Here is a 16,014-nt window from a genome sequence, read left to right as displayed (position 1 = left end):
GGTGCTCAGTCAGATAAGATTCAGCACCACTATTTAAAAATTAGCTGCATAGATGCAGTTTGTTAAGAAGGAAATAACAATGAAATACGGCTATTTCGATAACGACAATCGCGAATACGTCATCACTCGCCCTGATGTACCAGCACCATGGACTAACTACCTAGGTACTGAAAAGTTTTGTACCGTGATTTCGCACAATGCGGGCGGCTATTCGTTCTACAACTCTCCGGAATACAACCGTGTTACTAAGTTCCGTCCAAACGGCACTTTTGACCGTCCAGGACACTATGTTTACCTGCGTGATGATGAAACGGGCGATTACTGGTCGATCTCTTGGCAGCCAGTGGCAAAGAGCCTAGATGAAGCGAACTACGAAGTGCGTCATGGCCTTTCATACTCTAAGTTCAAATGTGAGTACAGCGGCATTACAGCGACTAAAACACTATTCGTACCAAAAAGTGAAGATGCTGAAGTTTGGGATGTGGTACTGAAGAACAACACTGACAAACCAAGAACCATTAGTACTTTTTCGTTTGTTGAGTTCTCATTCAGCCACATCCAATCGGATAATCAGAACCATCAGATGTCTTTGTATTCTGCGGGCACGTCTTACCAAGAAGGTGTTCTTGAATACGACCTGTACTACAACACTAACGACTTTGAAGGTTTCTACTACTTAGCTTCAACTTTCTCACCAGACAGCTACGACGGCCAACGTGACAACTTCCTTGGCATGTACCGTGACGAAGCAAACCCAATTGCAGTTGAGAACGGTAAATGTTCTAACAGCGCTCAAACCTGTTACAACCACTGTGGTTCTCTGCATAAGCAATTTACGATTCAACCGGGTGAAGAAGTTCGCTTTGCGTACGTGCTCGGTATCGGCAAAGGAAACGGCGAACGTTTACGCGAGAAGTACCAAGACACAGCCAACGTAGATACGGCTTTCCAAGGCATCAAAGATCACTGGGACGAGCGTTGCAACAAATTCCAAGTTAAATCTCCGAACGAAGGCTTAGACACCATGATCAACACATGGACGCTATACCAAGCGGAAACTTGTGTGGTTTGGTCGCGCTTTGCATCGTTTATTGAAGTCGGTGGCCGTACTGGCCTTGGTTACCGTGATACTGCGCAAGATGCCATCTCAGTGCCTCATGCCAACCCACAAATGACCAAGAAACGAATTATCGATCTGCTTCGTGGCCAAGTGAAAGCGGGCTACGGACTACACTTGTTCGATCCTGACTGGTTCGATCCAGAGAAAGCCGACGTTGAGCCTTCAAAATCGCCAACGGTTGTTCCTACACCGTCAGACGACGACAAGATCCACGGCATTGATGATACCTGTTCTGATGATCACTTATGGATCGTACCAACCATCATCAAGTACGTGATGGAAACCGGTGAGCACGACTTCTTTGATGAAGTGATTCCATACGCAGACGGTGGCGAAGCGACAGTTTACGAACACATGAAAGCGGCACTGAACTTCTCTGCAGAATACGTTGGTCAAACGGGTATCTGTAAAGGTCTTCGCGCAGACTGGAATGACTGTTTGAACCTAGGTGGTGGTGAATCTTCAATGGTCTCATTCCTACATTTCTGGGCACTACAAGAATTCCTAGACCTTGCTAAATTCCGCAATAACGATGCTGACGTTGCTAAATACACAGAAATGGCAGCTAACGTTCGTGAAGCGTGTGAAACGCACCTTTGGGATGACGAGGGTGGCTGGTACATCCGTGGTCTGACTAAAAATGGCGACAAGATCGGAACTGCTCAACAAACTGAAGGTCGAGTTCACCTTGAGTCAAACACGCTAGCGGTTCTATCTGGCGCGGTATCTCAAGAGCGTGGCGAGAAAGCGATGGACGCTGTTGATGAAAACCTTTTCTCTGAATACGGCTTACACCTAAACTCTCCTTCATTCGCAACACCAAACGATGATATCGGCTTTGTGACTCGCGTTTACCAAGGCGTTAAAGAGAACGGCGCTATCTTCTCTCACCCGAACCCATGGGCTTGGGTAGCAGAAGCGAAGCTAGGCCGTGGTGACCGTGCGATGAAATTCTACGACGCACTAAACCCATACAACCAAAATGACATGATTGAAACACGCTACGCAGAACCATACTCGTACGTGCAGTTCATCATGGGTAAAGACCACCAAGACCACGGCCGTGCAAACCACCCTTGGTTAACAGGTACGTCGGGTTGGGCTTACTTTGCGATAACCAACTTCATTCTTGGTGTTCGCACAGGCTTTGAAGGTTTAACCGTAGATCCTTGTATCCCAACTGATTGGCCAGAATTCGAGGTAACTCGTCAATGGCGCGGTGCGACTTACAACATCAAAGTTCAAAACCCGAATTCAGTAAGTAAGGGCGTTGCCTCTATCACGATTAACAGTGAGCAGATTGAAGGCGCAATCCCAGTACAAGCAGAAGGCAGCGTAAACGAAGTCATCGTTGTACTCGGCTAATTACTTAATTTGATGAACAGCTCCTATCTCAAGCATTTACTGGCTTGAGATAGTGAGACTAAAAGGATTTTCTAATGATTAAATTTGGTACTGGCGGCTGGCGCGCGTTTATTGGTGAAGAGTTCACCAGAGAAAACGTCCGCTTAGTGGCACAAGCACTCTCTAACATCATCAATAATGAAGATGCAGCGAAAAATGGCTTCGTTATCGGATATGACCGCCGCTTCCTTTCAGATAAAGCCGCGTGCTGGTTTGCTGAAGTATTGGCCGCTAATAACATCAAAGTGAGCTTTATCGACAAGTTCGTTCCGACTCCTATCGTGATGTTCCAAGCGAAGGAAATGGGATGTGTTTACTCTGCGTGTATTACCGCTTCTCACAACCCAGCGGACTATAACGGCATAAAGATCTTTATTGAAGGTGGCCGTGATGCTGACGAGATCATCACAGAAAAGATCGAACAACAGATTTCGACTTTAACCAGTGAAGATGTCATCAGAGTCGATTTTGAACAAGCATTGAACGACAAAGAAATTGAAATCATCAATCCGATGAACGCCTTTGTTGACTCGATCATTAACGCTATTGATATCGAATCGATTAAACAAGCCAACCTAAGAGTCCTGATCGACCCAATGTTTGGTGTAGCGAAAAACGCACTGCAAACCGTGTTAATCAGCGCTCGTTGTGATGTTGATGTAATCAATGATGGTAAAAACCCAGACTTTGGCGGCTTGATGCCTTCTCCAAGTGCAGCAACGCTGTATCGCTTGAAGCACTTAGTTGCGGCTGAAGGTTACGACATTGGTATTGGTACTGATGGCGATGCCGACCGCTTGGGCATCATCGATGAAAAAGGTCACTTCATTCATCCTAACGAAGTGCTGCTACTTCTTTACTACTACTTGCTTGAATACAAGGGCTGGAAAGGCTCTGTAGTACGTAACATCGCAACCACACATCTACTTGATAAAGTCGCTGCGGATCATGGTGAAAAGAGCTTTGAGGTTCCTGTAGGCTTTAAGCATATCAGTTCTCAAATGGAAGCCGACGACTCACTGATTGGTGGCGAAAGTTCGGGCGGTTTAACCATTCGTGGTCACATCAAAGGTAAGGATGGCGTATTCGCATCAAGCTTATTGGTTGAGATGATCAGTGTCACAGGTAAGAAGCTCTCTGAGTTGCTTGATGAAATCTACTCTAAGTATGGTTATGCGTATACGGCGGAAGGGGATTGCAAATTCAAACCTTCAGAGAAAGAAGCGCTCTACACCAAGATCTACGTAGAGAAACAACTGCCTGAATTTGAATACGAAATTGAAAAAGTCAGCTATGAAGATGGCGCTAAGGTGTACTTCAAGAATGGCGGCTGGGTGATTGCTCGCTTCTCAGGGACTGAGCCATTACTACGAATCTTCGCAGAAATGGAAGATAAAGACACTGCAGAACATGTTCTTCAAAAAGTGAAAGACTTCCTCTCTCTATAGGCTTATAGAGTGCAGCAGTTTTGTATAGGATTTAACAAATCACTGCCTTGTTAACGCCTATAAGTGAAGAACTCTTGCCCAGTACTTGATTAAAGTGCTGGGCTTTTTTGTCGCTGTAACTTCTCGCTAGGCTTTGTTAGAACGCCAATACGCCTTTGGTGTCGACTTTAACCGTTACCGGCATGCCGAATTCAAGCGCTTCAGAGGACGTTGCTAGCAATTTCTGGCCATTCGCTTCAATCACGTAACGACAGTGGTCACCCATAAACTGCTGTTCCAATACAGACAGGTTACTATCGACATCGTGGCTCGCCACAATATGCTGAGGTCTTAACAACAACGCACATTCAGCACCAATTTCGATCTGAGTCTGCGCTTTCGCTTCAATCAAACCTAAGCTTGTCTCAAACTCATGTTCAGAAATACGTTGTGCACCTAAATAACTACCGCCGCCCAAGAAATCTGCAACAAACTTGCTTGATGGGTGGAAGTACAATTCTGACGCCGAGCCGTACTGTTCGATGACACCATGATTCATTACTGCCATCTTGTCAGCAAAAGCAAACGCTTCTTCACGACTGTGAGTCACAAAAATAGCCGTCACACCCTGCTTCTTAAAGATTTTACGAATCTGAGAAATCAGCTCATGACGTACTTGGGTATCAATGTTAGAAAACGGTTCATCCAATAGCAGCAGGTCTGGCTTATATGCCAAAGAGCGCGCAATCGCGACACGTTGCTGTTGTCCACCAGATAGTTGATGAGGATAACGATCGCCAAATTGGTCAAGATGAACAAGCTCAAGCATCTCTTTAACTTTCGCAGCCTTATCTTGCTCAGACATATCACGCAGACCAAATGCCACGTTCTGATTCACAGTAAGGTGTGGAAACAGAGCATAGTCTTGGAAAATCATACCAATGTTACGCTGCTCTGGTGGTAACCAATTCGCAGCGTCATCAATAACTTGGCAATTCAAGCTCATGACACCACTGCTCAATGGAAGCAGGCCGGCAATCGCTTTAAGCAGCGTCGTCTTACCACAACCACTGGCACCAAGCAGACAAACAATTTCACCATGCTCAACTTCTAAAGAAAGAGATTCCAAAATAGTTTGGGACTCGTACTTACAAGTCAGATCTTTAATTGATAATGCACAACTCATTAGTGTTTCTGCTCCAAGGAACGGTTTACGATGATCAGCGGAATTAAACCCACCAAGACTAACAACACAGCAGGCATGGCTGCTAATTCAAGGTGCTCATCTGACGCATAGTTATAAACATAAGTCGCGAGCGTTTCGAAATTGAAAGGGCGCAGCAACAATGCCGCATTCAACTCTTTCATTGATTCGATAAACACCAATAAGCCCGCAATCAGTGCACCACGCTTAATCAGAGGGAGATGCACACGACGTAACATCTGATTGGTATTACAACCCATGGTTTTAGATGCCATATCCAATGACGGTGACACCTTACTTAAGCTACTTTCGATACTACCAATAGCAACAGCAGAAAAACGCACCACCATGGCAAATATCAGTGCAAACATAGAACCAGAGAAGATCAAACCAGGTCGGCCCCACTCCATCGCTTTCGCTATGTCATTAACTAAGTGGTCCATGAACAGTACAGGCACCATGACACCTATCGCCAACACGGTTCCAGGAACCGCATAGCCCATAGATGCGAATCTCATGTAAGCTAGGTTTTTCTTACCTGGGCTAACACGTTGATTAAAGTTAACAATCAACGCAACGAGCACACCAATAATCGCTGCAACAACAGAGACATAAAGGCTATTAAGCGCATACTCTCTGAACTCTGGGGTCCAGCTTTGGGCAAAATACTTGTAGGCATATATGATCAACTGCGCGAGAGGGAATAAGAACGCAATACACACCAACCCCCAACACCAAAATAATGCCAACCACTTCTTCCAACCAATTAGCTCGTAACGAAAGTCTTCACGGCTACTGAACTGATTCTGAAATAATTTCTGCTTACGACGGCTGTATCGCTCGGTACTCAACAATAGAATGACGATAACCAGCATTATTGCCGATATTTTTGCTGCGGCCGTTAAGCTCGAGTAGCCCAACCAAGTATCGTAAACCGCGGTCGTTAATGTGTTTACAGCAAAGTAACTCACGGTACCGAAGTCACCGATGGTTTCCATCGCAACAAGAGACAAACCTACCGCCATCGAAGGGCGCACGAGCGGTAATGAAATACGACGAAAGCTTTCCCAAGGAGAACATTTTAATAAGCGAGCAGATTGTAATAGGGATACGTTTTGCTCCATGAATGCCGCACGGCAGAGCAAATAAATATAAGGGTAAAGAACAAGAGACAGAACAATAATGGCACCGGACAAGGTTCTAATATCGGGGAACCAATACTCACCAGGCCCCCAGCCCGTTAGATCTCGCAAGAGAATTTGAACAGGGCCCGCAAAGTCAAACCAGTCGGTAAAGATATAACCCACGATATAGCCAGGCATTGCTAATGGCAGCACGAGCGCCCATTGCAAAACACGCTCACCCGGCACACGGCACATTGCCATAATCCAAGCAGACGGAATACCAAAAACTAAAGACAGGAACATGGTTCCTATGACTAAAACCACCGTATTGTAGGCATAGGTGGGCATTACTGTGGACATCAGATGAGAAAATAGCTCATCTGTTTCTCCAACAGCAGTCGTGAATATCGCTAAGATTGGTAAAACGAGTAGTACAGCGATTATGCCGCTACTGGTGTTCCATAAATAATTCTTTTCTTTCATCGCCTAACTACAACGAGGCTTAATGAAATACATATGCATTTGCAAATACATCTCATGTCCTTTTAATGGTGGGGTTATTTATACCCATATACTCTAATGACTTCAAGGTGAGATGCACATAACTCAAGGGATCAACAGAGAGCTTTGTATCAAAAAGTGATTTCCCAAAAACAAACAACCCCAAGTAGCCAAAAAGTAGCAACTTGAGGTTGTAATTTTATGCGGGCCGAAGCCTACAATAATAAATTATAGATCGAACTTAACTTCATCTAATAGTTTGATTGCAGCCGCGTGGTGGTTTGCAATTTCATCTAGAGAAATAGTATCTGCTTTGAACTCACCCCATGAAGCAACAAGCTCAGAAGGTTTAACGTCTGCTTTCACTGGGTATTCGTAGTTCACTTCTGCGTACATGCTTTGTGCAGTGTTACCAGATAGGAATTCCATTAGCTTAACGGCATTCTCTTCATTTGGAGAGTATTTAGCCATTGCCATACCAGAGATATTCACGTGAGTACCTGTTGTCTCTTGGTTAGGGAAGTTAATGTAAACAGCATCAGCCCAAGCTTTTTGCTCTTTATCGTTAACCATCTTACCTAGGTAGTAGCTGTTGCCAAGAGCAACATCACATAGACCTTCTTTAATCGCTTTAACTTGTGCGCGATCGTTGCCTTGAGGCTTACGTGCTAGGTTCGCTTTTACGCCTTCTAGCCACTCTTTCGTTTCAGCTTCGCCTTTGTGAGCGATCATCGAAGATACTAGAGAAACATTGTATGGGTGCTTACCGCTACGAGTACAGATTTTGCCTTTAAATTCAGGCTTAGTTAGATCTTCGTAAGTGAACTCTTCACCTAGGCGACCAACACGGTCACGTGAAGAATAAACGCTACGTGTACGAGTTGTTAGAGCAAACCACTCGTTAGCAGTATCTTGGTACTGAGCAGGGATATTCTTTTCAAGCACATCACTTTCAACAGATTGAACTAGACCTTGTTTAGTTAGTTCAGATAGACGACTGATATCGACAGTTAATACAACGTCAGCTGGGCTGTATTCACCCTCTTGAGCTAACTTCTCTGCTAAACCTTTTTTAGCAAACTTAACGTTCACTTTAATGCCAGTCTCTTTCGTGAATTCCTTGAACATAGGCTCAACTAGGAAAGGTTGACGGTAAGAGTATACGTTCACTTCTTCCGCAGCCATTGCTGTCGGGGCAATCACACTACACGCTAGAGCTGAAAGTGTTAGCAGTTTTTTCATTGTAAAATCCTTCATATCGAAATGATAATCTATATCAGTTGCGTTATTATATTCATCAGTAACATAATTACAATGATGTCCGACAAAAAATTCGTCTACTCAGCACCATCAAGCTCGCACTTTTGTAACAATGTATTTCAGAGGATATTCATATCATCTCCCATTCAAAACACTCGCTCACTCTCTATTGAAGAATCATTGTTGCTTAGACATAAATAAAAAAAACACCCCATAACCGATAGTTATGGGGTGTTTAGATCTAGCTTACTCTTTGTTTAATTAAGCTTTTTGTTCTTTGATTACTTTACTGATACAAACTCAGGATATGCGCCTACACCACAATCGTGCATATCCATACCTTCTAGTTCTTCATCTTCGGTTACACGGATACCAATTGTTGCTTTAAGCACAGCCCATACCGCTAGGCTAGCTCCAAATACCCATGCAAAGATTACTGCTGCACCCAATAGTTGAGCACCAAATGTTGCGTCCGCGTTGCTCAGAGGCACAGCCATAAGACCGAAGAAACCACATACACCGTGTACTGAGATAGCACCGACTGGATCATCAATCTTCACTTTATCTAGAGCAATGATACTGAATACAACCAAGGCACCAGATACCGAACCAATCGCTACAGCAAATAGAGGTGATGGTGATAGAGGGTCTGCAGTGATTGCAACTAGGCCAGCTAACGCACCGTTAAGAATCATTGTTAGGTCCGCTTTACCCCAAGTTGTTTTACATACTAGTAGTGCTGCGATTGCGCCTGCTGCTGCTGCTGCATTAGTGTTAAGGAAAATTTGGCCAACCGCTGTCGCGTTTTCAAAGTCTGAAACCATGAGTTGAGAACCGCCGTTGAAGCCGAACCAACCAAACCACAAGATGAATGTACCTAATGTGGCTAATGGCATGTTTGAACCAGGGATTGGGTAGATTTCACCATTTTTACCGTATTTACCTCGACGAGCACCGAGTAGCAATACGCCAGCAAGCGCAGCCGAAGCACCAGCCATATGTACGATACCTGAACCTGCGAAATCACTGAAGCCTGCTTCTGATAGGAAGCCACCACCCCATGTCCAGTAACCTTCCATTGGGTAAATAAACGCTGTTAGTACAACAGAGAAGATAAGGAATGACCAAAGCTTCATACGCTCAGCCACCGCGCCCGAAACGACCGACATAGCCGTTGCAACGAACACTACTTGGAAGAAGAAGTCAGATTCTAGTGAGTGGTCTGCTCCGTCACCTTGAGTACCAATTAAAGCACCAAATGAAGGTAACCAGCCACCTTCACCGTTATCTACGTACATAATGTTGTAGCCAACCACTAAGAAAGTCGTACAAGCAATGGCGTATAAACAGATGTTCTTAGTTAAAATTTCGGTGGTATTCTTTGAACGAACTAGGCCAGCTTCAAGCATTGCGAAGCCTGCTGCCATCCACATGACCAACGCACCTGAAATGAGGAAGAAAAAAGTGTCTAGTGCGTAACGTAGTTCCATTACTGTTGTCGAAAGTTCCATATTAAAGTCTCCAGTCCTTGTAATTCTTTAAAGTGCTTCAGCATCCATTTCACCAGTACGAATACGTACGGCTTGGCTTAAGTCATATACAAAAATTTTGCCATCGCCGATTTTTCCGGTGTGTGCCGCTTGGCTAATCGCTTCAACAACTCGATCAACATTTTCAGCTTGGGTAGCAATCTCTAGCTTCACTTTTGGTAGGAAATCCACTTGGTACTCCGCACCACGATACAATTCAGTGTGTCCCTTCTGACGACCAAAACCTTTCACTTCAGAAACTGTCATACCTTCAATACCCACATCAGAGAGCGCTTCACGTACATCGTCTAATTTGAATGGCTTAACAATGGCATTTATTAATTTCATATTCGTTCCTTAAATTCTTCACTTAATCCGTTAATTCTCTTATTACAATCCAAGTAGCGTGCCAGAAAGTTAAGTTGCTGATTTTAAATAAAATTAAGATTATAAACCCGTATAAACGAAAAAGGCCGCACCAATATGGTGCGGCCTTTTCACTATCTTAATGCGTAGCGCTATTGTTGCTCCAGTTTTGGGCAACCGAGCCTTCAAAGCTCTAAATGACTCAAGAATAAGGGTTAACTGGAGATTAGAAAGTTAGATCTTAATAGCCTAAAAAGTCCATCCAGCGTTCGATAAGTCGCTCGAAATCATCGATTCCACAACTTGCTTGGCTTTCACAGTTATAGAAGTCGAATTCACTGCCTTCTTCCATCTCTTGCTCATGCGCTAATACGTTTTCTTGGATCGTTACGTCATCTTCATTAATAGCAAGGCTGATCTCTTTGCCAAGCAGCGTCACTTCATTACTCAGATCCTGTCGAGATTGTTCAATCAACGCCATCACATGATCCAGTTTCTGCTTATCTTTCCCGATCTCTTCTTGAAGCCAGCGGCCAACAATCTCATGGCCCATGCTGCATTTCACATAGTATTCACCCATTAGAGTGTTTCTAGTAAATTCGAATTCCATAAGGCTCCAAAGCTCTAATAAAAAGAGGATTCAATAAAGAAGGTGTAGCAAAAATGAGGCGAGAGTATATAGCTAAGTCTACGAGAGATCGAGTGTGTTTAATGCTGCACTAAACCACCAATAAAAAATCAGCAAGAACAAATCACCAAGAACAAGCCACTAGCAACGCGCACAAACAAAAACGCCCTCTCACATAGAGAAGGCGTTGTATTAGCAGCGAGTACGTTACTGCAATGCAGTAGCTACTGACTGATTATCTATAAAGCGCTTATGCAGGCTCTTGGAAGATAACAGTGTCTGCTTTTTCCGTGTACTGACCCATTTTATGGAAGTTCAGGTAACGGTATGTATCAGCAGCGGTTGCATTAATCTTCTCAGCATACGCTAAGTACTCTTCTTTAGTTGGGATACGGCCAAGAATCGCACCAACAGCAGAAAGCTCAGCAGAAGCTAGGTAAACGTTCGCACCATTACCCAAACGGTTCGGGAAGTTACGCGTTGACGTCGACATAACCGTCGAAGCATCAGCAACACGAGCTTGGTTACCCATACATAATGAACAACCCGGAGTTTCAATACGAACTCCAGCACGACCGAAGATGCCGTAATAGCCTTCTTCTGTCAGTTGGTCTTTATCCATCTTCGTTGGCGGAGCAACCCATAGGCGAGTATTCAAAGAGCCGTTAAACTCTTCTAACATCTTACCTGCAGCACGGAAGTGACCAATGTTGGTCATACAAGAACCGATGAACACTTCTTGAATCTCTGTCCCTTGAACATCAGAAAGAAGACGAGCATCATCTGGATCGTTTGGCGCACATAGGATTGGTTGGTCAATATCAGCAAGATCAATCTCGATAACATGCGCGTATTCCGCATCTGAATCAGCAGATAGCAACTCAGGGTTCGCTACCCACTCTTCCATTGCCGTGATACGACGCTCAATCGTACGAACATCACCGTAGCCTTCAGCAATCATCCACTTAAGCATAACGATATTCGAGTTCAAGTACTCATCGATAGACTCTTGAGATAGCTTAACAGTACAACCTGCAGCAGAACGCTCAGCAGATGCATCAGAAAGCTCAAATGCTTGCTCTACAGATAGGTGCTCAACACCTTCAATTTCTAGTACACGACCAGAAAATTCGTTGATCTTACCTGCTTTCTCTACTGTCAGTAGACCTTGCTTGATACCGTAAAGAGGGATCGCATGTACTAGGTCACGTAGCGTGATACCTGGCTGCATTTCACCTTTGAAGCGAACCAAGATAGATTCAGGCATATCAAGAGGCATAACACCTGTTGCCGCAGCAAATGCGACCAAGCCAGAGCCCGCTGGGAATGAAATACCTAGAGGGAAACGAGTATGCGAATCACCACCTGTACCTACAGTGTCAGGAAGAAGCATACGGTTTAGCCATGAGTGAATAACACCATCACCCGGACGAAGTGAAACACCCGCACGGTTCATGATGAAATCAGGTAGCGTATGGTGAGTGTTTACATCAACTGGTTTAGGGTATGCAGATGTGTGACAGAAAGACTGCATTACAAGGTCTGCAGAGAAACCAAGACACGCTAGATCTTTAAGTTCATCACGAGTCATAGGACCCGTAGTATCTTGAGAACCCACTGTCGTCATTTTAGGTTCACAGTACTGACCAGCACGTACACCTTCAACACCACACGCTTTACCTACCATCTTCTGAGCTAATGTATAGCCTTTATCAGAAGCAGAAGGGTCGATTGGTTTAGCAAACAGCTCCGTTTCAGCTAAACCTAGAGCATCACGAGCACGGCCAGTTAAACCACGACCAATGATCAATGGAATACGACCACCAGCACGCACTTCATCTAGAAGCACCTTGCCTAGCTCAAAACTTGAGATATCTGCGCCGTCTTTGCGAACAACACCTTCATAAGGGAAGATATCAATGACATCGCCCATGTTCATGTCTTGTACGTTTAGTTCAATTGGCAGTGCACCAGAATCTTCCATTGTGTTATAGAAGATTGGCGCGATTTTACCACCTAGACAAACACCGCCCGTGCGCTTGTTTGGTACGAATGGGATATCTTCACCCATAAACCAAAGCACTGAGTTAGTTGCCGACTTACGTGAAGAACCTGTACCAACAACATCACCAACGTAAGCCAGTGGAATGCCGTCTTTTTGCATTTCTTCAATTTGATCAATTGGACCAACATTGCCCTGCTCATCAGGAATGATACCTTCACGTTCCATTTTCAGCATCGCTTTAGCGTGTACTGGAATATCAGGACGTGACCAAGCATCAGGCGCTGGAGATAGGTCATCGGTGTTTGTTTCACCTGTAACCTTGAATACTTTAACGGTAATTTTTTCCGCTACTTTATCTTTGGACGTAAACCATTCGGCATCAGCCCAAGATTGAAGAACTTGCTGGGCAGAAGCATTACCTGCTTTCGCTTTCTCTTCTACATCATAGAAAGCATCGAACATAAGCAGAGTATGAGACAGAGCTTTAACAGCGATAGGTGCAAGCTCAGCATCGTCCAGTAGAGATACTAGAGATTCGATATTGTAGCCACCTTGCATAGTGCCAAGCAGCTCTGCCGATTTTGCTTTGCTTACTAGTGGAGAGGCTACTTCACCTTTCGTAATAGCCGTTAAAAAGCCTGCTTTGACATAAGCGGCTTCATCAACGCCTGGTGGAATGCGGTTTTCTAGTAGGTCAAGAAGATACTCTTCTTCACCTTGAGGTGGGTTCTTTAGAAGTTCAACTAGGCCAGCGACTTGCTCAGCATCTAGTGGTCTTGGAACAACTCCCTCGGCAGCACGTTCTTCGACGTGTTTACGGTAGGCTTCAAGCACGACTTTTTTCCTCTCATTGCGGTTCACTTCTTACCTTCATAATTATTAGTAAAATAAAGAAGTGAACATCCTTGGAAACTTGGCTCTCCATTGCCATTTTTGTCATTCAATTTGTATTGATGAGCGGCGTCATAGAGGCCAAACTGTGGGCGGTAGAATAGCAAATTTAACGTTAAATTAAAATCTTATCATTTTGACCAACATAGCAAGTTAAGACGAAAGTCCTACGATTTTTGCCTATTTAGTCGGAAAAAGAGCTATCCCACGCATGTTTATTTGTAAGACGTTCCGATAATTAAGTAGACCGAGTCATAATTATCTTCGGTTCTACCATAAGCCAAAATAATCGGCCCTAATGGGGAGTCGACTCCCGCAAAGACCGAGCCAGCGGTGAACATTGGCGCTTCGTCAATGCTCAGATCATTGTTTGACCATACACCACCATGCTCAATGGATGCACCCACGTAGAATGGCGATTTAAAGAGGCCGAAGTCATTTTCAAACCACTTATAACGATAGATCAAACTCGTATAGGCTAAGTTCTGACCTATCATGCTGTTTCTTGGAATACCGGACAAGTTAAGGAAGCCACCGAGTTCTTTAGGGTCGATAGGAAACACCGAGTTTTTACTTTCTACAATGCCGTAATCCAACTTTGCGACTAAAGTATGCTTCTCAATACTTTGTGCCGCCATAAAATTAGCTGAAAACTCATAGACGGTATCGCTTTCTGTCGTCAACGCCGTATCAGAAATCGATGTATCTGAATCAAATTCATCATGGGTAATCAGGTATTCCAGGTCAACAAAGTAACCTTCCGTCGGCAAGCTAAAATTATCTAGGGTATCTAATCGATAACTCATAAAAGCACCGGAACGTTGATAAGAGCCACCACCAAGTGAAGGCAAAGATGCAACTTCAATCTCACCATCCGTATATCGAAGACCTACTTTCAACTCTTGCCATAGCGTTGGCTGATAACCTAATGCTAACTCGCTAATAAATTCTTTATACGTCATCGGCAAATAATCTTGAGTTACTTCAAGACCCGGCTCTTCGATATCGTCAATATTTGCAGGCAGGTTTCGTTTTTGATTGCTATAAACAAGCGATGCCGATGTAAACAACTTGTGACTTGAGAAAAAAGGAGAAAACAGCTCTGCCTCGATGAGCTTATCTGTACCCATTTCTACATTCGTTCTTAGCTCCGCACCGTGTGAATTAATATCAGTAAAGTTCGCAGACATCCCTATTGAATATTGGCTCTCGGTAGCAAAATCATCTTCAAGATAAAATCGAAAATTAAGGTAATTAGGCCCCCATGATTTTTCATTCACATCAACCTGCAGTTGATCTTCACCATCGACATTTTCAAACTCATAGGTAATCAATTCAAAACGATCTAATGCGTAGAGATCTTTAACCTGAGATTCAATTTCACTGGTTTTAAGGATTTTTCCAGAATCGAGGCGCAAACGATTTTCAATCAATTTATCGGAATAGTGGCTGTTATTGTTGATAACAACCTTATCAACCACGGTTTGATCACCGTGTTTCAGTTGTTTTCGAGCTTGTTGTTTGTGTTCAATATACTTCTGATAATCCGCATTAGAGAGTGATAGCTTAGAAAGCTCAGAGCTGTACTCGTGCGCTGCATCATAACCCGCTTGATAAGCGCCCGGCATTTTATCAAATTCAGTGGTGTCCATTTGCCCAACATCAGGGCGTAGGAACACATCGTCGTCCGTTAATGTCTCGGCTTGCTCTTGAGTGCTACGACGAACAAGGTAATTGGAAAGTTGATCAGCTGCAGATAGAAAGGTCGTGAAGTCTTCTTTGTCTTTGTAGTTCGAACTGATATCGACCGCAATAACGATATCGGCTCCCATCGCTCTAGCAACATCAACCGGCATGTTATTAGTGACACCACCATCGACCAGCATTCGCCCATCGACTTCATAAGGTGGCAAAGCGCCGGGTACAGACATACTCGCCATCATTGCATCAACAAGGTGACCATGGTCGATAACGACTTCTTCGAGTTTGATAATGTCTGTGGCAACCGAACGGTAAGGAATTGCAAGATGATCAAAGGAATCAAATGGAGATAAATTACCCGTAGTTTCACGCAAAATACGCAACATATTCTGACCTTGAACTACACCTTTCCTTGCTTTGATTTCGCCCCAACCTAAACCGAGATCGGTGTTCAGTTGGTAACGGTCTTCATACTCTTTGTCACGCACTCGGCGATCACTACGGTTAACACGATCACGGTAACCTCGATTCCAATCAACCGTATATATAAAGCTTTCAATCTCATCGGCACTCATCCCTGTCGCATAAAGCCCACCAACGTAAGAACCCATGCTAGTACCGGTGATGTAATCGACCGGAATTTGCATCTCTTCTAAAGCTTTAAGTACACCGATATGAGCTGCACCTTTGGCACCACCACCAGCAAGAACGACAGCTACGGTAGGTCTTTTATGAGCGTGTTCAGCTTGCTGAGATTGATCAACCAGTGTCACGGTAGATGCAAACAGCTGAAAACTGATCACTGTACCGACAATACCTAAGCCGCTCACTATCCAACGAGAAATCATTCTTTA

The 16,014-nt window shown here is 44.1% G+C and carries 10 protein-coding genes; 2 read left to right on the top strand and 8 right to left on the bottom strand.

From position 1 onward, the window contains the following. The first annotated feature begins 79 nt into the window (after nucleotides 1-79). Nucleotides 80-2,485, top strand: a complete 2,406-nt coding sequence (locus tag BCU75_RS22445) for a GH36-type glycosyl hydrolase domain-containing protein (RefSeq protein ID WP_102475146.1) — start codon at nucleotides 80-82, stop codon at nucleotides 2,483-2,485. A 74-nt stretch (nucleotides 2,486-2,559) separates the two neighbouring features. Next, the gene (locus BCU75_RS22440; RefSeq protein ID WP_076678228.1) at nucleotides 2,560-3,972 is read left to right on the top strand and encodes a phosphoglucomutase/phosphomannomutase family protein; all 1,413 of its coding nucleotides are present in this window, start codon (nucleotides 2,560-2,562) and stop codon (nucleotides 3,970-3,972) included. Between the two features lie 136 nt (nucleotides 3,973-4,108). Here the strand turns inward: BCU75_RS22440 and BCU75_RS22435 are convergent, their stop codons facing one another. The 8 genes from BCU75_RS22435 to BCU75_RS22400 form a co-directional block, all read right to left on the bottom strand. Beyond that, complete coding sequence (locus BCU75_RS22435) at nucleotides 4,109-5,137, bottom strand: ABC transporter ATP-binding protein (RefSeq protein ID WP_017108735.1); 1,029 nt, start codon at nucleotides 5,135-5,137, stop codon at nucleotides 4,109-4,111. After that, nucleotides 5,137-6,762, bottom strand: coding sequence for an ABC transporter permease (locus BCU75_RS22430; protein ID WP_102475145.1), 1,626 nt, complete (start codon nucleotides 6,760-6,762; stop codon nucleotides 5,137-5,139). Before BCU75_RS22430 ends, BCU75_RS22435 begins: the two co-directional genes overlap by 1 nt. Nucleotides 6,763-7,008: 246 nt before the next feature. Next, a complete protein-coding gene (locus BCU75_RS22425) occupies nucleotides 7,009-8,022 on the bottom strand; it encodes a Fe(3+) ABC transporter substrate-binding protein (protein WP_102475144.1) in 1,014 nt (337 codons plus the stop codon). A 299-nt stretch (nucleotides 8,023-8,321) separates the two neighbouring features. Continuing rightward, entirely contained in the window at nucleotides 8,322-9,551 is a 1,230-nt protein-coding gene (locus BCU75_RS22420; protein WP_102475143.1) for an ammonium transporter, read from the bottom strand. A gap of 27 nt (nucleotides 9,552-9,578) precedes the next feature. Next, on the bottom strand, nucleotides 9,579-9,917 hold the full coding sequence (glnK, locus tag BCU75_RS22415) for a P-II family nitrogen regulator (protein ID WP_004738200.1): 339 nt from the start codon (nucleotides 9,915-9,917) through the stop codon (nucleotides 9,579-9,581). A gap of 259 nt (nucleotides 9,918-10,176) precedes the next feature. Beyond that, the gene (locus BCU75_RS22410; protein ID WP_017088701.1) at nucleotides 10,177-10,545 is read right to left on the bottom strand and encodes a YacL family protein; all 369 of its coding nucleotides are present in this window, start codon (nucleotides 10,543-10,545) and stop codon (nucleotides 10,177-10,179) included. Between the two features lie 268 nt (nucleotides 10,546-10,813). Next, nucleotides 10,814-13,402, bottom strand: coding sequence for a bifunctional aconitate hydratase 2/2-methylisocitrate dehydratase (acnB, locus tag BCU75_RS22405; protein WP_102475142.1), 2,589 nt, complete (start codon nucleotides 13,400-13,402; stop codon nucleotides 10,814-10,816). Between the two features lie 272 nt (nucleotides 13,403-13,674). Next, the gene (locus tag BCU75_RS22400; RefSeq protein ID WP_102475141.1) at nucleotides 13,675-16,008 is read right to left on the bottom strand and encodes a patatin-like phospholipase family protein; all 2,334 of its coding nucleotides are present in this window, start codon (nucleotides 16,006-16,008) and stop codon (nucleotides 13,675-13,677) included. Nucleotides 16,009-16,014: the final 6 nt, after the last annotated feature.

Origin of the sequence: Vibrio splendidus (genome assembly GCF_002873455.1) — a bacterium.
GTDB lineage: Bacteria > Pseudomonadota > Gammaproteobacteria > Enterobacterales > Vibrionaceae > Vibrio > Vibrio splendidus_J.
The sequence above is the reverse complement of the archived record's forward strand: the minus strand, read 5'-3'. Positions and strand labels throughout refer to the sequence as shown.

Excerpts from the sequence above, each read along its gene's own strand:
- BCU75_RS22445 (WP_102475146.1), top strand. The coding sequence starts at position 80 with ATGAAATACGGCTATTTCGATAACGACAATCGCGAATACGTCATCACT.
- BCU75_RS22440 (WP_076678228.1), top strand. The coding sequence starts at position 2,560 with ATGATTAAATTTGGTACTGGCGGCTGGCGCGCGTTTATTGGTGAAGAG.
- BCU75_RS22435 (WP_017108735.1), bottom strand. The coding sequence starts at position 5,137 with ATGAGTTGTGCATTATCAATTAAAGATCTGACTTGTAAGTACGAGTCC.
- BCU75_RS22430 (WP_102475145.1), bottom strand. The coding sequence starts at position 6,762 with ATGAAAGAAAAGAATTATTTATGGAACACCAGTAGCGGCATAATCGCT.
- BCU75_RS22425 (WP_102475144.1), bottom strand. The coding sequence starts at position 8,022 with ATGAAAAAACTGCTAACACTTTCAGCTCTAGCGTGTAGTGTGATTGCC.
- BCU75_RS22420 (WP_102475143.1), bottom strand. The coding sequence starts at position 9,551 with ATGGAACTTTCGACAACAGTAATGGAACTACGTTACGCACTAGACACT.
- glnK (WP_004738200.1), bottom strand. The coding sequence starts at position 9,917 with ATGAAATTAATAAATGCCATTGTTAAGCCATTCAAATTAGACGATGTA.
- BCU75_RS22410 (WP_017088701.1), bottom strand. The coding sequence starts at position 10,545 with ATGGAATTCGAATTTACTAGAAACACTCTAATGGGTGAATACTATGTG.
- BCU75_RS22400 (WP_102475141.1), bottom strand. The coding sequence starts at position 16,008 with ATGATTTCTCGTTGGATAGTGAGCGGCTTAGGTATTGTCGGTACAGTG.